Here is a 21,348-nt window from a genome sequence, read left to right as displayed (position 1 = left end):
CAACCCTCTGCCCGTGAATTAAGGATATCCTATCGGAATGATCGCGTGCTGTTAAATCACGAATTTGCATAACCTATAGCGAGAATGCATATACAAGGGGAATGGCCACTCGGGCCACTAAGAAAAGTCCAGCCACAAGTGTTGATACCCACTGGCGGGGTAATAGGCATTGACCGGACTCCTGCCGGGGCTGAGCGAAAACCCGCCGGTAGCGGCTAGTAATTCCTCGAGAAACACTCCCAGCTCCAGCCTTGCCAGGGGCGCTCCGGGGCAGACATGCAGCCCGGCTCCGTACAGCAGGTTCTGATGCTGATCTCTCCCCCAGCGGAAATCATCGGGCTTGGGGAATACCGCTTCATCCCGGTTGGCCGACACCCAGTTGACGGTAACCCGGTCGTCGGTAGCAATGGCGCGGCCACCCAGGGTGACCGGCCGGGTGGCCCGGCGACGGTTGGTGATCAGCGGCCCGTGAATGCGAAGTATCTCATCCACCGCTTCGGTAATAGTTTGAGGTGCCCGGCGCAAGGTCTCCTGGAGCTCCGGGTGCTCCGCCAGGTACTTCAACAGCAACCCGATTGAGGCGGCGATGGTGCCGATTTCGCCCACCGTCCAGTTTCTGAGAATGCTGACGATATCGGCCTCGGGGATGGGCTCATCGTTGATGCGGCTGGTCATGATCTCGGTGGTGATGTCGTCCGGTGCCCAGGCGCCTTGTTTGCGGCGGCTTTCCAGCAGTTCGTGAATATAGCGACTGAAGCGCTGGGCGATTTCGTTCATGGCCTCGCGATCACCGGCCAGGGTAGCCTCGTGGTTCTCATGGGACCACCGGCGAAGCGGTTCCTGCAGGTTTCTGGGCCATCCGAGAAAAGCACACTGGATTTGCAGCGCAAAATTCTCGGCCAGCGCCGGAACAGTGTCGACGCACTGACGGTTGAGTACGCCGCTGATCAGGTCGGCGGAGATGTCCCGGCACAAGGGTTCGAATGCGGCCATGCGAGCCTGTGAAAAAAAAGGCTCAATCAACGCTCTGTAAGGACTGTGCTCGGGCTTGTCCAGGCCGTTGGGCACCGACCGGTGTCTGGATACTTGATTGCTGAAGGTAGCATCATCCTCAACGACCCGAAGTATATCCTCGTGCCGGAATACGGACCAGCCCATATAATCGCTGTGGGCGACCGGGCACCTGCTTCGCATTCGGTCGAACGTGGTGAGGGGGTGGTCCAACACTTCATCGGACCTGGGGTTCCAGTCATACCGTTCTTCAACATCGATCATAGCATTTCTCCCAGTAAAGGTACGCACACCCACGACTCCGTTGGTTGCCGGAGCGTTTCTGGGGGTGTTCTGACGTTGTTATTGCGTGCTCGTGGTTTGCGGCTAAAGCAGGAAGGGTCAAATCGGCAGCTGAGCGGCCATACTACAACGTCCGGTTTGAGTTTTTCCATGGGTTTACCCCTCAATAGTCTCCCGGCTGCACCGGTGGAGGTAGGGGCCGTGCAGCATCCACGGCTCCAGATAAAAATGGGTATGAGCCTATACCCACAGGAGTAGCTACTTTGTGGGAATGTCCTGGCGCAATTATTTCTGTTTATATGAAGCTGTGGGTGAGATTGTAACAACCGTGCCTCGCCCCGTAACAGACTGAGGTGCGTATGAACCATTGTGCCAGAACTTATGCCTATCCCGATGGTAAGCCATGGAGTAGCGCTGTAATTCACGCCGATGCTGAGTCCCTTCTAAGCAGGCCCGAAGATGTGTTCATCTTCGGGCTTTTTTTTGGCCGCTCGAAAGCGGTGGAGCCGTGGCTTATCCACGCCTTTCTTTGCCTTTCTCGCTATTTTGACAAGAGGTGTTTTATGAACCGTGAACCCCCAGGGCCTTTCTTTCGTTCTGCTTCCAGGCTGCTTCGGCAATTGCTGCTCGGCGGCATCGGCGCGATGTTGGCGGTGACCGCCTGGGCCGCTGACCCCACTAATGGCAAAGCCGTTTACCAGCAGAACTGTCAGGCGTGTCACCAGCCCGGCGGGGCGGGTATCAAGGGCGCTTTTCCCCCACTGGCAGACAACCCCAACATCGCCGGCAATCCCGAGTATCTGGCCGAGGTGATCATCAAAGGCGTGTCCGGGCCGCTGGAGGTGAACGGTGATCACTACAGCGGCCATATGCCAGCCATGGCCCATATCGACAACCAGAAGATAGTGGATCTGGTGGCCTACATTCTGTCGGATCTGAATGGTGAAGACGGGCCGATCTCAGAAGCCTCCGTTCAGGCCCTGCGCTAGCGAATTGAAATTGATGGTCCCGTTTAGAAACGGATCCTTTTGGTAAATGTGGTTCCTCTGGAAAAGAGAGTAAAGCGATGAAAACAGTCATGAAATCAGTAGTGTTGGGCGCGGGTGTGGCTTCGGCCTTGTGGTTGGCCGGTTGTTCGCAGCAAACCGTCGTGGATGACGCCGGGGAGTTTTCGGTGGATGGCAAGCTCTATGGCATGCCGACCGCTGAAGTGTACCGGGAAGACTATCAGGGCGATGCGGTTGTGGGCGAGTATATGACCGCCTCCCCCCATTTGGCCAAGCTGGATTACAAAGGAAACCGCACCCACGAGGTGCGTCTGGATACCTTTTCCCAGAAAGTGGAGGTGGCTCCTGGCGTAAGCTATAACGCCTGGACTTTTGGTGGCACGGTGCCGGGGCCAGTGCTCCATGTACGAGAAGGCGACCGGGTGATCTTTACCATGAAAAACCGCTCGGACGAACCGGTCGTGATCACCGAACCCGGCAAGGGGCCGGCGCCTTTCTACCATCAGTTGGCGGCCAACCCCTACCAGAAGCCCGAGCCGGCGATCTCGCCCATGCCGCACTCCATGGACTTTCACAGCGGCACCGTGGCCGCCGATGACAAGTGGCGCAGTATCGCTCCGGGAGAGACCATCCGGTTTGAGTGGGTTGCGAACTATCCCGGCGTTTATATGTATCACTGCGGTACCTCCAGTGTGCTGATGCACACCGCCATGGGGCAGTATGGCGCCGTGGTGGTGTCTCCCAAAGAGGGTTATCCCACCGAGGCCGATCACGAGTATGTGATTACCCAGTCGGAGTTCTATCTGCAGAAGGCGGGTGATTCCCATATTTACGATCACCAGGCGGCCATGGCCAACAATCCGAGTCATGTCACTTTTAACGGCCACGTCTCCGCACTGATGGACCAACCTCTGCGGGCGAACAAAGGCGATCGCGTACGCCTCTACGTGCTGAATGCCGGCCCCAATGGCACCTCCAGCTTTCACGTCATCGGCGCGATTTTTGACCGCGTGTGGTACGAGGGCAACCTGGAGAACGAGTGGCGGGGTATGCAGACCGTTCTTTTGGGTGCCAGTAACGGCGCGGTGGTGGAATTCATTGTGCCCGAGGAAGGTGTCTACAAACTGGTCGATCACGAATTTCACGACGCCGAACGCGGTGCGGCCGGTGCCTTGATTGCCGGCCCGCGCGAAGCCAAGTGAGCCTGGCCATCCACTCGCAACACTAAATTCGACGAGGTCTTACCATGAACGGATCAGCGGGCGTCAAACTCAGAATCGCGCTGGTGGGTCTGCTCATGGTCGGGAGCGCCTGGGTGGGTGCGGAAGGCCCCGTCGAGGTCCCTGCCGGCACTTTCGTCCACCCTGTATTGCTGGATCGGGAAGTTCAAACCGAGTGGGTCGATGCCTTTCGCGTTGACCCGCATCCGGTCAACCGGGCCGCTTATGCCGAGTTTGTCGAGCGGTACCCGCAATGGCGGCGCTCGGCGGTGGCCGATCTCTTTCACGATGGACATTACCTGCGCCAATGGCATTCTGACCTGACGCCCAACGGCGAAGGTGACGAACCCGTCGTGCAGGTACCCTGGTTCGCGGCGCGCGCCTATTGCGAGGCCCGGGGCGGTGCGCTACCGACGCTGGTTCAGTGGGAGTATCTGGTTCACTTGCTGCGCACTAACAGCAATATGAGTGATCAGGCCTATGCCAATGCGGTGTTTGCCTGGTACGGCGAACAGCGCTCCGTGCATTATGAAGATCCCGTGCATGGTTTGACCGGTTTTATCGGCCCGGTCAACGAGTGGCTGGAGGATTACCAGCTGCTGCTGAGCAATGGCGAGAAAATCGATCTGGGGGGCGGCTCCTGTGGGGATACCGGCCGACTGATGGCCCGGTATGACAGCGCCCATTACGCCACCCTTTTACGTTACCAATCGCGCAGCAACTACACCCCGGAGACCACCGCCAGTAATCAGGGGTTTCGCTGCGCTTACCCGATAGAAGGCAATAATCCATGAACAAATGTCGATTCAGTACCCTGTTGGCACTCTGGGCTCTGAGTGCCTGGAGCATGGCGGCCGACCACCCTCAGGGTGATCATCATGGCCATCATCACACGCAAACGCCCCTGCCCATGGCCAGTGGAGTGTCGGGTGAGTCGCTGCACCAGCTCGATATTCAGTGGCAGACCCATCGGGGCGAGGCGTTGACCTTGGGAGATCTCGCGGGCCGGAATGTGATCGTCACCATGATTTATGCCAGCTGCAATACCGCCTGCCCGGTACTGGTTCAGGATGTGCGCCGAGTGTATCAGGCGCTCGACGCCGAGCGGCGGGAGAGAACCGATTTGTTGGTGGTCAGTTTTGACAGCGAGCGGGACACTCCCGAGCGATTGCAGCGGTATGCCGAGGGTGTCGGCGCTGTTGGGCCCGAGTGGCATTTCGCCACCGCTTCCGCCTCGGATGTGCGTACGCTCGCCGCTCTGCTTGGGGTGCGCTACCGGAAAAATCCGCAGGGCGGCTATGACCACAGCAACCTGGTGGCGGTGCTCAGCCCCGAGGGTGAGTTGGTGCATCGCCTGGAAGGGTTGAACCAGCCCGCCGCAGGTGCGCTCGGCCACTTCCGATAAAGCGGGGGCATTTATCGGTTTTTCCCTGCCTGGTGTACACTGGGCACCACAATGATAATGAACCGTCGGGCACGGCTCCCGGTGGCTCACTGGGTGGTGCAAGGGTAGGGGAATCATGATGGTAATACTGACTCGATTACGCTCGGCGGTGCCGAGCGCGAAGGGCCTGAAGGCGCCGCGAATCAAGGCCTCGCTGGCAGGCTTCCAAATCGGGTGCCTCGTGCTCGCGATGGCGGCCGCTCCGTCCCTCGCCCAGGAGAGCTCTCCCCGCGAAGGCAAGTCCCGTCAGGAGGTGGTTGAACTGACCCAGCGTTATTGCGGGGGCTGCCACCACCTGCCTTCCCCTTCACTACTGCCCCGGCACAGTTGGCCTAGAGTCATCGACTCCATGGTGGAGCTGGCGAAGAATCGCACCGGGCAGGATGTGATTCCGGCCGAAGCCGTTCCGCATATCAAGGCACTGTACTATGGCTCCAGTCCCGAAGAACTGGCGAGCCTGCCCTACATCGACCAGCCCCACCCGAGCCTCGAGTGGAACGCCGCAACGATCGGCCCCGGATCCAGCATCCCGCAGATTCTCGATATTCAGCGAGTGGAGCTCGTCGATAGCGAGTACGACCTGAATTTCCTGGTAAGCGATGGTGAGCGCGGCGAGTTGCGACTGTTGCAGACAGAGGGTGGCGAGTCACCGGCCTGGAAGGAAAAGGTTCTGGCTGAGATCGCGCTGCCCATCAAGGCGCGGGTGGTGGATTTCAATGGTAACGGTCGCGAGGATATTCTCGTCGCGGACCTGGGGGACATTGCCCCCAGTGGTGTGCTGGCGGGAAAACTCTTCCTGCTGGAGCAGAACGCCGAGGGCGATTATGAGAAAAAGCTGCTGATGCATCAACTGGGCCGTGTGACCGATATCCAGGCACTGGACCTCGATGACGACGGCGACCTGGATCTGGCGGTGGCCGTCTTTGGTGGCGGCGACGTGGGTGAGGTATTCTGGTTGGAAAATCAGGGAAGCGGAGATTACCAGAAGCGGCCACTGCTCGGCTTGAGTGGTGCTCTGAACCTGACCCCGGTGGACCTGAACGGGGACGGAAAAATGGACCTGGTCACCCTCGTGGCCCAGGAGCACGAAACCCTCATTGCCTTCATCAATCAGGGCAAAGGGGCGTTTGAACGGGTGGATATTCTGGACGCGGGCCACCCCATGTTCGGGGCCACCAGCATGATCGTGGAAGATCTGAATCGTGATGGGCGACCCGATATCATCTTCACCAACGGCGACGCCTTCGATACCCAGACCGACCCCAAACCCTACCACGGTGTTCAGTGGCTGGAGAACAAGGGCAATATGGAGTTTGCCGCTCACGATATCGGCCGGTTTTACGGCGCCGCCAATGTCGCGGTCGGGGATATGGATGGCGATGGCGATCCGGATCTTGTGGTCAGCAGCTGGACCAATTACTGGGATGACGAACGGCGCCAGTCACTGGTCTGGTTTGAGAACACCGGCGACCTGCAGTTTCGCCCCCGCCCGATCAGCGATCAGTATCGCGGCGTTGTGCCGCTGGAGTTGGTGGATGTCACCGGCAACGGTCGCCTGGATATCGTGACCGGCGCCTTTCGCATGGATATTCTCAAGGAGTTTATGAGCGTCAAAGACGGTGTGCCGTCGGTGGATACGGGCAAAATGAAAGCCGACCAGCGTGGCGAGAGTGACCGCCTGCTGCTGTTTATCAACAATCAAGACTCATGACCTGACAGCCCATGCAACAGCCGATTGTCGATTACCACAGGGACGAAGAAGATCATTGGGTGGCCGAACTCGAATGTGGTCACAACCAGCATGTGCGCCACAAGCCGCCCTGGGTCGAGCGCCCCTGGGTGACCACCGAAATGGGGCGTACGGCCATGCTGGGCGAGCGGCTGAACTGCAAAAAGTGCGATCGTGACGAGCCGCGGGATAATCCCGTCCGGTAGAAGTAGTGGTCTTTGGGTGATGAACGAGTGGGGTTGCAATTCATAAAGATGCATTTATAATATATCTTAAATGCACCGTTTCTGCCTGGAGGTAACCCATGCAACCGGAGAAACTGCTTCAACTGGCCCATTTCGGCATGCTGGCCAGCGTCGTGCTCACCCTTGGCGCGGTGGCCCTGGGCTACTGGTTCTACCAGGGGCTAAGCCTGACGCTGCAGATCGCCGCTCACTTCAGTCTGATTCCCTTCGCCACTGTGCTCAAAATCAGCTACATCACCCGCCTGGTGGCGCTCAAGCAATTGGGGCGCCCGGTAAACTAGCGGCTCAGGTGGCACCACCAGGCGCTAATCTCAGCTGCGGGCAATCAGCGGTTCGTGGAAATCGTTCGGGCCCGTGTTGGCGCTCAGGATGCCGGATTGATACAGGAAGTCGCCAAAGCCCTTAGCGGATTCTCGCTCCCGCGCGTAGCGCTCGAACAGCGGTTTGAGCTCGGCGAGAATCTGCGGCTCATCGATGTTTTCCCGGTACAGCCGGTTCAATCGGTTGCCTCCGGTATCGGCGCCCAGATACAAGTTGTATTTGCCGGGACCTTTACCGGTCAGGGCGATCTCCCCCAGATAGGGTCGGGCGCAACCATTGGGGCAACCAGTGACGCGCAGCTGGATGGCCTCCTGTCCGATACCCACCTCTTCCATCAGCGTATGAATTTTCCCCGTCAGCTCCGGCAGGTAGCGTTCCGATTCGGCCATGGCCAGCCCGCAGGTGGGAAAGGCCACACAGGACATGGCGTTGCGCGCGAGCGGTGTGCTTCGGCTGCCATCGTCCAGCCCGTAGTGATCCACCAGTTTCTGGATGGCCGAGCGCTCCTTTTTGTTGACCCGGGCAATGATCAGATTCTGGTTGCAGGTAATCCGGAACTCGCCCGAGTGAATCTTGGCGATGGTACGCAGCGCCGTGCGCAGCTTCAGCTGTTCGAAGTCCCGGATGCGGCCGCTGGGAATGCACAGGGTGAGATGATGGAACCCTTCGTCATCCTCCGTCCAGCCAAAGCGGTCGCCGCTGTCGGTTAGCGTATAGTCGCGCACCGCTTCCAGCGGTTGGCCGTGGACCTCGGCAAATTGCTCCCTGAACCAGTCCAGCCCGTAGTCGTCCAGGGTGTACTTGAAGCGCGCGTGGGCCCGGTTGGTCCGACAGCCGTGATCGCGCTGGATGGCGACGATGGCCTCGCAGGCGTCCACCACTCGATCGGCGGGCACAAAGCCCACCGGAGTGGCCAGGCGCGGATAAGTGTCCCGGTCGCCGTAGGTCATACCCAGACCGCCGCCCACGGCGATGTTGTAGCCGGCGATCTCGCCCTTCTCCTCGATGGCGATCAGGCCAATGTCATTGGCCAGCACATCGCAATCGTTGTGGGGCGGCAGGGCAATGGCCACCTTGAATTTGCGGGGCAGATAAAGGTAGCTGTAGAAAGGCTCCTCTTCCTCGTCGGTCTGTTTTTCCGGCTGATTCAACCAGACCTCCTCGTAGGCCGCTGAGCGCCACTTCAAACGTTCGCTGATCTGAACGGCGGTCTCATACACCGTCTGATGACTGGCGGAGAGGTGTGGATTGACGTTGGTCACCACGTTGCGATTGACATCGCCGCAGGCGCCGCGACTGTCCAGCCCCAGCCCGTCCAGATGCTGAATCAGGGGCGCCAGGTTTTCCTTGAACACCCGGTGAAACTGAAAGGTCTGTCGGGTGGTCAGGCGCAGACTGCCATCGGCGAAGTGCTCGGCCACCTCGTCGAGTCCCAGCCATTGATTGGGTGTCAGCATGCCGCCGGGCAAACGCAGCCGCAGCATGAACTGAAAATGCGGCTCGAGCTTCTGTTGGCGTCGCTCCTCGCGCAGGTCCCGGTCATCCTGTTGGTAGAGACCGTGGAACTTGCTCAGGTGTGTGTCGTCTTCGCGCAGCGCACCCGTGGCCTTATCGGCCAGCGACTCGCGCAGACTGCCCCGCAGGTAACGACTCTCGCGTTTGATCTGTTCGGCTTCTGGTAGTGAATCACTCATCAGTACACGTCCCGTTGGTAGCGTTTGTCCCGCGTCATATCGCGCAGGTATTGCTCGGCGTTTTCGCGGCTTTTGCGGCCGTGGGTGCTGGCCACGTCAATCAGCGCCTCGTGCACATCGGGGGCCATGGCGTTGGCATCACCGCACACGTAAATGTGCGCGCCGTCTTCCAGCCAGCGCCAGAGTTCGGCGCCGGCTTCGCGCAGCCGGTGTTGTACATAGACTTTCTCCGGCCCGTCGCGGGAGAAGGCCACATCCAGTCGGCTGAGCAGCCCCTGTTTGCGCCATTGCAGCCACTCGCGCTGGTAGAGAAAGTCGGTGCGAAAATTCCGGTCGCCGAAGAACAGCCAGTTCTTGCCCGCCTGTTCGAGTGCTTCGCGCTCCTGCATGAAGGCCCGGAAGGGCGCGATGCCCGTGCCGGGGCCGATCATGATGATCGGTGTGTCGCCGTCCTGGGGCAGGCGAAAATTTTTGTTGGGGTCAATGAACACCGGAGCAGTCTCGTCCAGTGCGAGCCGGTCGGCCAGCCAGGTGGAGCCCACGCCTTCGCGCTCTCTGCCGCGCTGCTCGTAGCGCACGGCGGCCACGGTCAGGTGTACCTCATCGTCCACCGCGGCCTGGCTGGAGGCGATGGAGTAGAGCCGTGGAGGCAACCGGCGCAGCTGGTCCACCAGCGCCTGCGCGTCCAGCCCGTCGACCGGGTAGGCCTGCAAAAGATCCAGCAGGTCGCGTCCGTGCAGCCACTGAATCAGTTCGCGCTTGTTATCGACCAGCGTGTTGAGCTCGGACGACTCGCTCAGTTTGGCCCAGTGTTGCACTGTCGGTGGCGTCAGCCGGGTCAGCTCCAGGTGATGCTGCAGCGCCTGGTCGAGACGAACGGACTCGTCTTTCAGTGTGACCGTTTCCTCGCCTCCAAATCCCGTGTGTTCCAGTACCCGCCCAACCAGCGCCGGGTCGTTCTGCACATAAACGCCCAGTGAGTCACCCGGGGTGTAGTTCAGCCCGGACTCTTCCAGTGAGAGTTCGATATGGTGTACGGCTTTACTGGAGCCCCGACCGTTGAGTGTCACCCGGTCCAGCATCGGTGCCGTGAAGGGGTGTTTTCGATCGTAGCGGCTCTCTTGTCCCTGCGTGACCGAAGCGACGGTGATCGGGGCGTGCTCGGCTCCGGCCGTCGGCTGCTCGGCGCTGAGCTTGTCCAGCAGCGAGGCGATCCATTGATCCGCGGCTTCATCGAAATCCTCGTCGCAGTCCACCCGCTCGATCAGGCGCTCGCCTCCCAGCTCGGCCAGGCGCGTGTCGAAGTCGATGCCGGTCTGGCAGAAGTATTCGTAGCTCGAGTCCCCCAGCGCCAGCACGGCGTACTTGAGCTGGCCCAGCTTGGGGGCTTTGCGCCCGTGCAGATATTCGTGCAGCCCCAGCGCATTGTCCGGCGGATCGCCCTCGCCGTGGGTCGAGGTGATGATCGCCAGGCGCTGCTCTTTCTTCAGACGACGGGTGGGGAAGTTGTCCATGTCGAAGCATTCCACCTCCAGCCCCTTGGCGCGCGCCTGCTCGGTGAGCCGCTCGGCCAGGGTCTCGGCGTTGCCGGTCTGGGAGCCGAACAGGACCGTCAGCCCGGCACCCTGCGGCTGCGAGACCGACGGCGCTTCGCCCCCGGACTGCAGGGCGGCCCGGTAACCGGCCAGATAGCCCTGGACCCAGTCCAGTTGCTGTCCATTGAGCTCTCGCACCAGAGCGTCGACCTGCTGGCGCTGGGCGTCGCTCAGGGGTGAAGGAGGCAAAGATGCGGTCATCAAATTCGGGTTCCCTGTTGGTCGGTGAACGGTGTTACTTACATGGTGTTACTTACATGGTGTTACTGACATAGGTCACGCTAGCAAAAACTCAAGCAATAGTTGTCGCTCTTTTTAGACGGATGTTGTCTAAGCAAAGAACGTGACGCTATGGCTTTATCAGCCGTGTCGGCTGGATAGGGCGGTGCTACCCTCGTCTGAAAGCGCGATTACCGCGAATTTCTGTGCACCAAAGATGTTCGTTATTCTGCTTTAGTTGAATACGCGCACCAAGTTGGCGCGTCATTATTTCGGTCCAGTGCGCGACAATGGGGCGAATACTGGCCTGGAGCGCCTCTGCGGTAGTGGCACTGGATTTGCAAACTCTGACCCTGACAAGCCCGGGAGCGGGCGTTTACCCAGTAACCGGAGAAACCCTTATGACCCTCTCATCACTGGCGGGCCTGCAGGCGCGCGACATCATGCACGGCGATCTGCTGACCGCTTATGAAGGCTGGACCATTCATCGGCTGGCGGAGTTCTTCATTCACCGGCAGATTTCCGCCGCGCCGGTGATCGCCTCGGATCACGAACTAGTGGGCGTTGTCAGCGTCAGTGACATCGTGCGGTTCAACACCATGGATGAAGAGCAGCGCGGTGATGCGCTGCGCAATCTCTACCGTGACAGTTGCGGGCAGGAGATTAACGAGACGGACCTGCGAGCCTGGGTAAAAACCGCCGATCGCAACTGTACCGTGCACCAGATCATGGTGCCCGAAGTCATTACGGTGGAGGAGGGTGCCGAGCTGAAGGCAGTCGTGGCGACACTGGTCGGACACCATATCCATCGGGTGTTCGTTACCGAGAATAACAAAATCACGGGTGTCATCACCGCCATGGACGCTCTGCAGGCCCTTCACGAGCGGTTGGAGTACGCCTGAGCCTGCGCGAATCGATCAGCCGTGACTGAGCTGAAGCGGCACGCCCTGGCGATCGAAGACCAGAAACTGATTGACCATGCCACTGCGGATGGCGTGAATCACTCTCTCAATGCCATCATCTACCGCCTTGGGTGTTGGCAGTTTCCCCTGGCTGCCGGGTAGCGCCGCCACAAACACCGCGTCCCAGTCTTCACCCAACTGCGCTGCCTCCTGCTCGAAAGCCGCGAAACCTGACAACTCAGATGGCTGCTTGTCGATACCCGCCAGGGGCGCCAGGTGGCCACCGCCTCCCCTCTCAAAAACTTCCGCCTGTTCGTCGGTATGCCCCTGGGGCAGCTCGCGTCTGGTCAATACCAAGAGCAGTTTCTGCGGTTCACTCTGTTGGTTGGCAATGGCCAGAAAATCATCAAAGTGATCGAGTTCGAAGGTTGACATGATGGCACTCTTGTCCGGAATTGGGGGCAATGATCTTCAGCGACTCATTGTGCACACTTTGTGGGCGCCCTGGCATTCCCCGAAATGGGTAGGCCCTTGTGGGAATATCGGAACCGCGGCCCGGCCAGTAGGCTAAGCCGATAGATAGGTCACCAGCCGGTAGGCCGGTGCGGGTATCAACTGCTCGGGGTCCTGGCTGTCCAGAAAATTTTTCAGTGCCAGTCCCAGTTCGGTGTTTCCCTCAATGGCGAGTCTGCGACGGAAAAACAGGGTGTCGGGATCAGTCTGGCCCGCAATGACGCTCAGCAGATCGCGCAGTTCGGCGCGGAAAGTGACGTCGGGGTCGACGGGGTTCATCGAGACGAATAACCGCTGGCCCAGCAGAGTGACGGAGAAATCCAGGTCAATGTCCGACACCCTGATACGGACACAACGACCGCGCATGAAGTCCAGCTCCCCCCGGTGGACCGGCTGGTTGAAGGCGGTATTCAGGCCGCCCGACAGAGCCTGCTGTCGCAAAACAGAGGGAAGCAGATGAGTGCTCAGGCGGACCAGAGCGGGAACGCGGCCGGCGAGCGAGGATGAAACCCCGGAGCGGGAGTGAATGGCAACCATAGTGAAATACCTCCTGAGCGGGCAATGCTATCAAAGCCCGCGAAGCGCGCCACTCGCCCTTAGTGGGTAGAGGATGCTTTTCAAGTGAACGGATAAACCAACCCAAGAGACAGAAAACTGTGGAATTATTGTGCCCGGCGGGCAGTCTGCCTGCGTTGAAGACGGCCCTGAAAGAGGGGGCCGATGCCATTTACGTCGGTTTGCGTGGCGATACCAACGCCCGGCACTTTGCCGGGCTCAACCTTGACTCGCGAGGCCTTCAGGACGCAGCCCGGGAAACCCACCGTCAAGGCCGGCGATTGCACGTGGCGATCAATACGTTCGCCCACCCCAATGACTGGGAGAGCTGGCAGGTGGCGGTGGACGAGGCGGTCAAGGCCGGTACGGACGTGCTGATTCTGGCTGATATGGCGGTGCTGGCCTACGCCGCCGAGCGTTACCCGGAGGTGGAGCGGCACCTGTCAGTCCAGGCATCGGCCACCAATGCCGCCGCGATAGAATTCTATCGTCAGACCTACCGAGTCACCCGGGTGGTGTTACCCAGGGTGTTGTCCATGCAGCAGGTCTCAGCGCTGGCACACACGGTGAGCACCGAGCTGGAAGTGTTCGCTTTTGGCAGCCTGTGCATCATGGCCGAAGGGCGCTGTTATCTGAGTTCCTACATGACCGGGGAGTCCCCTAACAATTCCGGCGCCTGCTCGCCGGCCAAATTTGTGCGTTGGGAAGAAAAACGGGGGGTGCTGGAGTCCCGCCTGAATGGCTATCTGATCGACCGGTTTTCCGGTGGTGAAAATGCCGGTTATCCCACCCTGTGCAAGGGCCGCTTTGAGGTGGAGGGAGAGCGCTATCACGCGCTGGAGGAGCCCACTAGCCTCAATACCCTGAACCTGTTGCCCGAACTGTACCAGAACGGCATCAAGGCGGTGAAGATCGAGGGCCGCCAGCGCAGCCCCGCCTACGTGGGGCAGGTCACGCGGGTGTGGCGCCAGGCAATCGACCGGCTGCTGAAGGATCCGGAGCGCTACCGGGTCCTTCAGGACTGGGATGACACCCTGGCGGGCCTGTCCGAGGGCCATCAGACCACCATCGGGGCCTATCACAGGAGTTGGCGTTAATGTTAAAAGTGAGTGTCGGGCCAATTTTATACTTCTGGCCCAAAGAGCAGGTGCAGCGCTTTTACGAGCAGGTGGCGCGATCGGTCGCTGACATCGTCTATCTGGGCGAGACCGTGTGCCCCAAGCGCCGCGAGCTGCGGCTGGACGATTACCTGAATCAGGCGCACATGCTGCGCGAAGCGGGCAAGGAGGTGGTGCTCTCCACCATGACCTTGCTGGAATCTCCGGCAGACTTGCGCGAACTGCGCCGCTATTGCGATAACGGCGATTTTGTCATCGAAGCGAACGACATGGGAGCTGTGGGCCTGCTGCGCGAAGCCGGCCTGCCCTTCGTCGCGGGTGCGGCGATCAACTGCTACAACCCCCAGGCCCTGCGGCAACTGGTGCAGTTCGGCATGCAGCGCTGGTTGATGCCGGTGGAACTGTCCCGGGAGTGGCTGTCCCAGGTTCTGGGCCACCCGGATATCGAGGATATCCGCGGGAGCTTTGAGGTCGAAGTCTTCGCCTTCGGGCATTTGCCGCTGGCCTGGTCGGCGCGCTGTTTTACCGCCCGCTCGGAAAATCGGGCAAAAGATCAGTGTGATTTGTGCTGCATCAAATACCCCTCGGGCCGGCCGGTCTACAATCAGGAAGGTGAGCGGTTGTTTGTGCTCAATGGGATTCAGACCCAGTCCGGTGACCGCTATAACCTGATCAACGACCTGCCGGGCATGAAGGGGCTGGTGGATGTGGTCCGGCTCAGTCCGGAGCCCGAGGGGACGCTCGACTGGCTGGATCGTTTTCGCGCCGCCGACCGGGGCGAGCCCGCCGCCGGCCGCGGCCCGGAGGATGTGAACGGCTACTGGCACAAAATGGCCGGTATTGTGCAGGTTTCTTAGAGGGCAGGCTCTTTAAAAGAGCCTCCCGCCCGGTTTATTGTAATTTTGCAGAACCAACGAGTAGAGGCTGACGAATGACAGAGCAACCCAAGGACATCACCGAACCCGCCGTCGAGCTTCAGCCGGCGTCCCAGGACATCTGGGACCAGAAGTACCGTCTGAAGGATCATCAGGACCAGCCGGTGGACCAGACCATCGATGCCACCTGGGCGCGAGTCGCCGAGGCGTTGGCCGATATTGAACCCAAGCGCAAGGCGCACTGGCGCGAGCAGTTTCTCTGGGCGCTGCAGAACGGTGCCATTCCCGCCGGGCGCATCATCTCCAACGCCGGGGCGCAGGCCTACAAGCCCGCCACCTCGACCATCAACTGTACGGTGTCCGGCACCATCAACGATTCCATGGAAGACATTCTGCAGAAGAACGTTGAGGCGGGCCTGACCCTGAAGGCCGGCTGCGGCATCGGCTATGAATTCTCCACCCTGCGCCCCAAAGGCGCCTACGTGGCGGGCGCCGGTGCCAACACCTCCGGCCCGCTGTCGTTCATGGATATCTACGACAAGATGTGTTTCACCATCTCCTCCGCCGGCGGGCGGCGCGGCGCGCAGATGGCCACCTTCGATGTCCACCACCCGGATGTGAGCGAATTCGTGCGCGCCAAGCGCGAGGCCGGCCGGCTGCGTCAGTTCAATCTGTCCCTGCTGATCACCGATGATTTCATTCAGGCGGTGAAGTCCGACGCGACCTGGCCGCTGAGTTTCCCTGTCACGGAGAAAGACATCGAGCGCGAAGGACTCGAGCGCGACAACCCGGAGCAGGTGGTCTGGCGCCGTCTGGATCATCTGGCCGAGAAGTACCTGCGCAACGACCAGGGCGAAGTGGCCTGCAAGGTCTACAAAAAAATCCCGGCGCGTCAGCTGTGGAATCAGATCATGCGCTCCACCTACGATTTCGCCGAGCCGGGCTTCATTCTTATCGACCGCGTCAACCAGCGAAACAACAACTGGTTCTGCGAGGATATTCGCGCGACCAACCCCTGCGTTACCGCCGACACCTGGGTGCACACCAGTGCGGGGCCACGACAGGTACACCAACTGCTGGGAAAGGCGTTCAGCGCCCGGGTGGATGGACAGGATCACCTGACCGGGGAGGATGGCTTTTTCGCCACGGGCGACAAACCGGTGTTCGAGCTGACCACCCGGGAAGGGCACAGTGTGACGCTCACCGGCGATCACAAAGTCCGCAAGGTCGCACGAAAAAACCGCTGGGCCCAGGAGTTCGAGTGGGTGCCGGCCGAGCAGTTAAGCCCGGGCGATCAGGTGGTCTTACACAACCACCGTGCGAAGCCCGAGTGGGCGGGCGAAGGCAGCCGCGAGGAGGGCTATCTGATGGGCCTGCTGGTGGGGGATGGCACCCTGAAGTCCGACAAGGCCGTGTTGTCCGTATGGCCCGGGCAGATGGCGGTGGGCGACTCGCCTCAGGCGCACCCGGTGATGGCCGAGGCGCTGCGTTGTGCCCGGACACTGCCTCACCGGGCGGACTTTTCGGGCTGGATGGAGGTGCCCGGTCGTGGCGAATATCGTCTGGCGACCGGCGCCATCAAAAACCTGGCCGAGACACTCGGCATGACGCCGGGAGACAAGTCGATCACACCGGCACTGGAGGCCCGCTCCAGCGAATTTTACAGCGGTTTCCTCAGAGGCTTTTTTGACGCTGACGGGTCAGTGCAGGGATCTCAGGAAAAGGGCGTGAGTGTGCGTCTGGCGCAATCCGACTTGCCGCGCCTCAAGGCCGTTCAGCGGATGTTGTTGCGTCTGGGAATCGCCACCCGCCTCTACCGGAACCGCCGTCCGGCAATGGATCGGGCGATGCCGGATGGCCGGGGCGCAAGCAAAGACTACGCGACGGCGGCTCAACATGAACTGATCATCGCCGGCGATAACCTGCCGGTCTTTCTGGAGCGGGTCGGCTTTTCCGACGCGGACAAACTGGCCCGTCTGAAAAACGCATTGGGAGCCTACAAGCGCAAACTCAATGGCGAGCGCTTCATGGTCACGGTTGAGGATCTTGTCGCCGCCGGGACGCAGACCGTCTACGACGTCCAGGTTCCGGGTATCAATGCCTTTGATGCGAATGGCCTCTACGTCCACAACTGCGGTGAGCAACCCTTGCCTCCTTACGGCAGTTGCCTGCTCGGCTCGGTCAACCTGACCCAGTGCGTCAAACACCCCTTTACCGAGCGCGCCGAGTTCGACTGGGAAAAATTCCGCACGCTGGTGGCGGTGTTTACCCGCATGCTGGACAACGTGGTGGAAATCAACGGCCTGGCCCTGCCCGAGCAACGTCACGAGATCGAGCGTAAGCGCCGGCATGGCATGGGCTTTCTCGGGCTGGGCTCGGCGCTGACCATGCTCACCATTCCCTACGGCAGCCCCGCTTCCGTTGCCTTTACCGAGCAGGTGAGCAAAGAACTGGCGCTGGCCGGTTGGCGCGAAGCCCTGGCACTGGCGAAGGAAAAAGGGCCCGCCCCCATCATGGATGAAATGTTCGAAGTCACGCCCATCATGCTGGCCAAACAGCCAGAGCTGGCCGAGCGGCACCAGGTGGGTGACAGGGTGCCCGGCAAGGTACTCTGGACCCAGTACAGCCGCTATATGCAACAGATCGCGGAAGAGGAGCCGGCACTGGTGGATGCGCTGGCCGAAACCGGCGGGCGCTTCACCCACCATTCGTCGATTGCCCCCACGGGCACCATCTCCCTGTCGCTGGCCAACAATGCCAGCAACGGGATCGAGCCGAGTTTCGCTCACCACTATGCGCGCAATGTGATCCGCAGTGGCAAAAAGTCCAAGGAAAAAGTGGACGTCTTCTCCTACGAACTTCTGCGCTATCGGCAGTTGCTGGAGCCCAACGCCAAACCCTATCCGCAGCCGGGGGAAACCGGTCTGCCGGATTACTTTGTGGTGTCCGACCAGATCACGCCCGAGCAGCACGTGGACGTGCAGGCGGCCGCCCAGAAATGGATCGACTCTTCGATTTCCAAAACCATCAACGTGCCCACCGAAATCGCCTACGACCGGTTCAAGGATATTTACCTCTACGCCTACGAAAAGGGCCTCAAAGGTTGTACCACTTTCCGTTTCAACCCGGAAGCGTTCCAGGGCGTGCTGGTCAAAGAGCAGGACCTGGAGAACACGACCTATGTGTTTGAGCTGGAAGATGGCCAGAAACTGGAGCTCAAGGGCAACGAAGAAATCGAGTACGACGGCGAAATTCACAACGCCGCCAATTTGTACGAAGCGCTGAAAGAAGGCTACTACGGGAAGTTTTAAACTATGAATGCCAAAGTCATCGACAAGAAAATCACGGGATTTTCCATCAAAAAGCCGGAGCCGGAAAAGGCCCCCGATATCGAGCGGATGCACGAAAAGTTTGAGCGGCCGGAGTCCCTGGAGGGTTCAACGTACAAAATCAAAACGCCGCTGTCGGACCATGCGCTCTATATCACCATCAATGATGTGGTGCTCAATCCGGGCACCGATCACGAGGTGCGTCGGCCCTTTGAGATTTTCATCAACTCCAAGAACCTGGAGCACTTCCAGTGGGTGGTCGCGCTGACCCGGGTGATCTCGGCGGTGTTCCGGAAGGGGGGCGATGTCACCTTTCTGGTCGAGGAGCTCAAGGCCGTATTCGACCCTCAGGGTGGGTATTTCAAATCCGGCGGCCGGTTCATGCCCTCGCTGGTGGCGGAGATCGGCGATGCCATTGAGACCCACATGAAATCCATCGGTCTGATCGAAGAGGAGTCGCTGTCACCAGCGCAGCGTGAAGTGCTGACGGAAAAGCAGCAGGAGTACGAGCAGCGCCAGAACATTCAGGGGGAGGCGGGCGAGTTTCCCCCGACCGCAACACTCTGCCTGAAATGCCACACCAAGGCGGTGATTGTGCTGGACGGCTGTAAAACCTGCCTGAACTGTGGCGCGTCCAAGTGCTCTTAACGTTTTAAACTAAAGCCCGTCCGCGCAGGGCGGGTATCTGGTCGGCTGCGACCGGCCGGGAGATGAGATAGCCCTGGCCGAGTTGGCAATGGTGGAGGCGTAAAAACTCGAGCTGAAGGCGATTCTCCACGCCTTCGGCGACCTGACCCAGCCCCAGAGCGTTGGCCATACTGATGATGGTGCGAGTCAGCGTAGCCCCGCCGGTGTCCTCTGGTAGTCCGTCAATGAACGAGCGATCGATCTTCAGGCTGTTCACCGACAGACGGCCCAGGTAAGACAGAGACGAGTACCCGGTGCCAAAATCATCGATGTTCACCCTGATGGAGCGGGTCTTGAGGGTCTCCAGGTTCTGCCTGACGCGACTGTTGTCGTCCAGCAGCGAGAACTCGGTAATCTCGATCCATAGCAGTTCCGCTGGAAGCTGCTCGGTGTTCAGTTTTTGCAGCAGTTCCGGGGCGAATTCGGGGCGTGCCAGCTCCACGGGCGAGACGTTGATCGCGATGGGGATGTCCCAGTCCGGGTCCGAGCGCCACTTGCGCAGTTGTCGACAGGCTTCGTTGCGCACCCAGCGCCCGATCGGAAGAATCAGTCCGGTCTCCTCGGCCATCGGAATGAAACGGTCCGGCGATATCAGGCCCATTTCCGGGCAATCCCAGCGAAGCAGCGCCTCCACACCAATCATCTCTCCGCTCTGCAGAGAGATGATCGGTTGGTACAGCAGGTAGAGCTCGTTGCGGATCAGGGCTTTCTGCAGGCAGGACTCGATTTTTATCCGCTCGGCCAACGCCTCCGAGTGCTCCCGGGAAAAATAGCGTACGGCGCTGGGCTGCCCCTGGTGGTCGGCCCGAATCGCTGCCGACGCCTGCTCGATCAACTGCTCGGCCGTGGCGCCCTGGTCGGGAAACAGACTGGCGCCCACCTGCACCCTCAAGTAATGGTCGCGCCCCCGGCAGGTGTAGGACTGGCCGAGCGCAAGGTGAATGCGCCGGATGACCGCCTCCCGCTGTTTTGGCTCCCGCACGGGAAATATCATCACCAGCTCGTCGGCTTGCAGCCGCGCCACCGTGCCGCCCGTGGGGCAGTGCTTGGTCAGTCGCTGGCCCAGCTGGCGCAGGAGTTCGTCGCCGCCCTCGGTGCCCAGGTTCTGGTTGATCAGGCGCAGCCCCGCGATGTTGAACAACAGTACCGTCACCTGAAGCGATTTGACGTCGGCCAGTGCCAGTAGCTGATGCAACCGATCCATGAGCAATCGGCGGTTGGGGAGTCGGGTGAGCGGGTCGTAGTAGGCGGTAAATTCGACCGAGGCTCTCAGTGCCTGCAGATCGTAAGAGTGGGCAATTTCACTTTCCACCAGATCGGCAAGCTGGCGCAATTGATCACACTGTCGCTCATCGAAATGCCGGGGCTGGCGATCGATGACGCAGAGGGTTCCCAGTGGCTGCCCGGAGGGGCCGTGGACGACCGCCCCGGCGTAGAACCGGATGTAGGGATCGCCGGTGACCAGGGGGTTGCCGGCGAACCGGGGGTCTTCCAGAGCGTCGGGCACCACCATCACCGAGCTCTGGTTCAGCGCGTGGCCACAGAAGGAGATGTCCCGGGGCACTTCCGCCAGGTCCCAGCCAAGCCGGGATTTGAACCACTGGCGGTCCCGGTCCACCAGGCTGATCAGGACCACGGGAAAATCGAACAGGTCCGCAATCAACTGGGTGTAGCGGTCGAAGCGCCGCTCGGCCTTGCTGTCCAGAAGTGCCAGGCCATACAGCTCCTCCAGGCGCTCCTCTTCGTGCGCCGGTTCCTCTGGCGGGATGTAGGCTGTGTGGTTCATGTCGGTCCTGACCTCCGTCGTGTCCATTCTGTCAGTATAGGCGACAACAAACGCTTAATCACGTATCAGAGGCCGCTTTTGCCGCCAAACAGGGCTTTCCCCCGCCAAGTTATGGCGCTCGCTTGACCTGTGTCAATGCGGCCGTCGACCGGGCGGGTAAAGTGTTCCTGAATACGGTTGGATGGAGTGCTAAGCGGTGGACAAACAGAAACCTCTGGTTTATTCATGCTCGGGCTGCTCGAATGTGGCGCAGCTGGCCAATGATCTGGCGGTAGTCATGGACCGGGAGGGGCACGCGGAGATGTCCTGCATTGCCGGTGTCGGTGGCGATGTGAAAAGTCTGGTCAGGGTTGCCAAGTCGGGGCGGGATATCTGCGCGGTCGATGGCTGCGCGCTCGCCTGCGTCAAGCACACCCTGGCTCGCCACGGCGTGGCCCCTAAATGGCATTTTGAGCTGACGCAGATGGGCATCAAAAAACGTAAGGGCGAAGGGTGCACGATCCATGAGCATCACGAGGTGTTGCGTCGCGTTTACGGTGACCTGGGAATTATCGCGACGGGTGAATAGCGCCTGAATTTGTGGTGAATTGTTGGGCGGCTTCGTATCGGAGTGCTCCGCCTGGGTAACCCTTTGTGAGACACGCCGTAAATACATCCCTGTAGGCTCGATCGCCTGCCGTCCAGGCAGTCGACGGTCTCACAAAGGGTTACCCAGCCTCCGCGGCAGCACCATATCGTTCCGGGAACTAGAACCGTAGGGCGATGAGATGGTCTCCTCCCCTCCTAATCGGCGTCGCGATGCGCCAAGATAGGGGA

Annotated in this window: 19 protein-coding genes; 13 read left to right on the top strand and 6 right to left on the bottom strand. The window is 60.3% G+C overall.

Going from position 1 to position 21,348, the window contains the following annotated elements:
- Positions 1-117: 117 nt before the first annotated feature.
- Positions 118-1,275 carry a cytochrome P450 gene (locus tag AAE484_RS04985; RefSeq protein WP_341937241.1) on the bottom strand — a complete coding sequence of 386 codons (1,158 nt, stop codon included), beginning with the start codon at positions 1,273-1,275 and terminating at the stop codon, positions 118-120.
- Positions 1,276-1,856: 581 nt separating this feature from the next.
- On the opposite strand from AAE484_RS04985, the gene AAE484_RS04980 reads away from it, so the two are divergent.
- From AAE484_RS04980 to AAE484_RS04950, 7 genes are all read left to right on the top strand, one after another.
- On the top strand, positions 1,857-2,282 hold the full coding sequence (locus AAE484_RS04980; protein ID WP_341937240.1) for a c-type cytochrome: 426 nt from the start codon (positions 1,857-1,859) through the stop codon (positions 2,280-2,282).
- A 77-nt stretch (positions 2,283-2,359) separates the two neighbouring features.
- Entirely contained in the window at positions 2,360-3,502 is a 1,143-nt protein-coding gene (locus AAE484_RS04975) for a multicopper oxidase domain-containing protein (protein WP_341937239.1), read from the top strand.
- A gap of 44 nt (positions 3,503-3,546) precedes the next feature.
- Positions 3,547-4,314 (top strand): formylglycine-generating enzyme family protein, encoded by a 768-nt coding sequence (locus AAE484_RS04970; protein WP_341937238.1) that lies wholly within the window; start codon positions 3,547-3,549, stop codon positions 4,312-4,314.
- Positions 4,311-4,925 (top strand): SCO family protein, encoded by a 615-nt coding sequence (locus tag AAE484_RS04965; RefSeq protein ID WP_341937237.1) that lies wholly within the window; start codon positions 4,311-4,313, stop codon positions 4,923-4,925. Before AAE484_RS04970 ends, AAE484_RS04965 begins: the two co-directional genes overlap by 4 nt.
- A gap of 115 nt (positions 4,926-5,040) precedes the next feature.
- Positions 5,041-6,675 carry an FG-GAP repeat domain-containing protein gene (locus tag AAE484_RS04960; RefSeq protein ID WP_341937236.1) on the top strand — a complete coding sequence of 545 codons (1,635 nt, stop codon included), beginning with the start codon at positions 5,041-5,043 and terminating at the stop codon, positions 6,673-6,675.
- Between the two features lie 11 nt (positions 6,676-6,686).
- Positions 6,687-6,899 carry a DUF3565 domain-containing protein gene (locus AAE484_RS04955; RefSeq protein ID WP_341937235.1) on the top strand — a complete coding sequence of 71 codons (213 nt, stop codon included), beginning with the start codon at positions 6,687-6,689 and terminating at the stop codon, positions 6,897-6,899.
- Between the two features lie 98 nt (positions 6,900-6,997).
- Complete coding sequence (locus tag AAE484_RS04950; protein WP_341937234.1) at positions 6,998-7,219, top strand: hypothetical protein; 222 nt, start codon at positions 6,998-7,000, stop codon at positions 7,217-7,219.
- A gap of 30 nt (positions 7,220-7,249) precedes the next feature.
- Here AAE484_RS04950 and AAE484_RS04945 read toward each other — a convergent pair whose 3' ends face one another.
- A complete protein-coding gene (locus tag AAE484_RS04945; protein ID WP_341937233.1) occupies positions 7,250-8,953 on the bottom strand; it encodes an NADPH-dependent assimilatory sulfite reductase hemoprotein subunit in 1,704 nt (567 codons plus the stop codon).
- Positions 8,953-10,749: an assimilatory sulfite reductase (NADPH) flavoprotein subunit gene (locus AAE484_RS04940; protein ID WP_341937232.1), complete on the bottom strand. Its 1,797-nt coding sequence runs from the start codon at positions 10,747-10,749 to the stop codon at positions 8,953-8,955. The genes AAE484_RS04945 and AAE484_RS04940 overlap by 1 nt, the downstream gene beginning before the upstream one ends.
- Before the next feature lie 419 nt (positions 10,750-11,168).
- Between AAE484_RS04940 and AAE484_RS04935 the strand changes: the two genes are divergently transcribed.
- Positions 11,169-11,669 (top strand): CBS domain-containing protein, encoded by a 501-nt coding sequence (locus tag AAE484_RS04935; protein ID WP_341937231.1) that lies wholly within the window; start codon positions 11,169-11,171, stop codon positions 11,667-11,669.
- Positions 11,670-11,684: 15 nt separating this feature from the next.
- Here the strand turns inward: AAE484_RS04935 and AAE484_RS04930 are convergent, their stop codons facing one another.
- Positions 11,685-12,104 carry a hypothetical protein gene (locus AAE484_RS04930; RefSeq protein WP_341937230.1) on the bottom strand — a complete coding sequence of 140 codons (420 nt, stop codon included), beginning with the start codon at positions 12,102-12,104 and terminating at the stop codon, positions 11,685-11,687.
- A gap of 132 nt (positions 12,105-12,236) precedes the next feature.
- Complete coding sequence (gene ubiT / locus AAE484_RS04925) at positions 12,237-12,719, bottom strand: ubiquinone anaerobic biosynthesis accessory factor UbiT (RefSeq protein ID WP_341937229.1); 483 nt, start codon at positions 12,717-12,719, stop codon at positions 12,237-12,239.
- A 119-nt stretch (positions 12,720-12,838) separates the two neighbouring features.
- Here ubiT and ubiU point away from each other — a divergent pair, with 119 nt between their 5' ends.
- The 4 genes from ubiU (at position 12,839) to AAE484_RS04905 (ending at position 18,707) form a co-directional block, all read left to right on the top strand.
- On the top strand, positions 12,839-13,834 hold the full coding sequence (gene ubiU / locus AAE484_RS04920; protein WP_341937228.1) for a ubiquinone anaerobic biosynthesis protein UbiU: 996 nt from the start codon (positions 12,839-12,841) through the stop codon (positions 13,832-13,834).
- A complete protein-coding gene (locus AAE484_RS04915; protein WP_341937227.1) occupies positions 13,834-14,712 on the top strand; it encodes a U32 family peptidase in 879 nt (292 codons plus the stop codon). The genes ubiU and AAE484_RS04915 overlap by 1 nt, the downstream gene beginning before the upstream one ends.
- A gap of 74 nt (positions 14,713-14,786) precedes the next feature.
- Positions 14,787-18,041: an LAGLIDADG family homing endonuclease gene (locus AAE484_RS04910; protein ID WP_341937226.1), complete on the top strand. Its 3,255-nt coding sequence runs from the start codon at positions 14,787-14,789 to the stop codon at positions 18,039-18,041.
- A 3-nt stretch (positions 18,042-18,044) separates the two neighbouring features.
- On the top strand, positions 18,045-18,707 hold the full coding sequence (locus tag AAE484_RS04905) for a TSCPD domain-containing protein (protein WP_341937225.1): 663 nt from the start codon (positions 18,045-18,047) through the stop codon (positions 18,705-18,707).
- Positions 18,708-18,711: 4 nt separating this feature from the next.
- Here the strand turns inward: AAE484_RS04905 and AAE484_RS04900 are convergent, their stop codons facing one another.
- Entirely contained in the window at positions 18,712-20,532 is a 1,821-nt protein-coding gene (locus AAE484_RS04900) for a putative bifunctional diguanylate cyclase/phosphodiesterase (protein WP_341937224.1), read from the bottom strand.
- Positions 20,533-20,728: 196 nt separating this feature from the next.
- Between AAE484_RS04900 and AAE484_RS04895 the strand changes: the two genes are divergently transcribed.
- Positions 20,729-21,100 (top strand): putative zinc-binding protein, encoded by a 372-nt coding sequence (locus tag AAE484_RS04895; RefSeq protein ID WP_341937223.1) that lies wholly within the window; start codon positions 20,729-20,731, stop codon positions 21,098-21,100.
- Positions 21,101-21,348: the final 248 nt, after the last annotated feature.

Origin of the sequence: Marinimicrobium sp. C2-29 (genome assembly GCF_038419845.1) — a bacterium.
In the GTDB taxonomy this organism is placed as follows: Bacteria; Pseudomonadota; Gammaproteobacteria; order Pseudomonadales; family Cellvibrionaceae; genus Marinimicrobium.
Note: the sequence above shows the minus strand (reverse complement) of the source record. Positions and strands in the feature narration are given on the sequence as shown.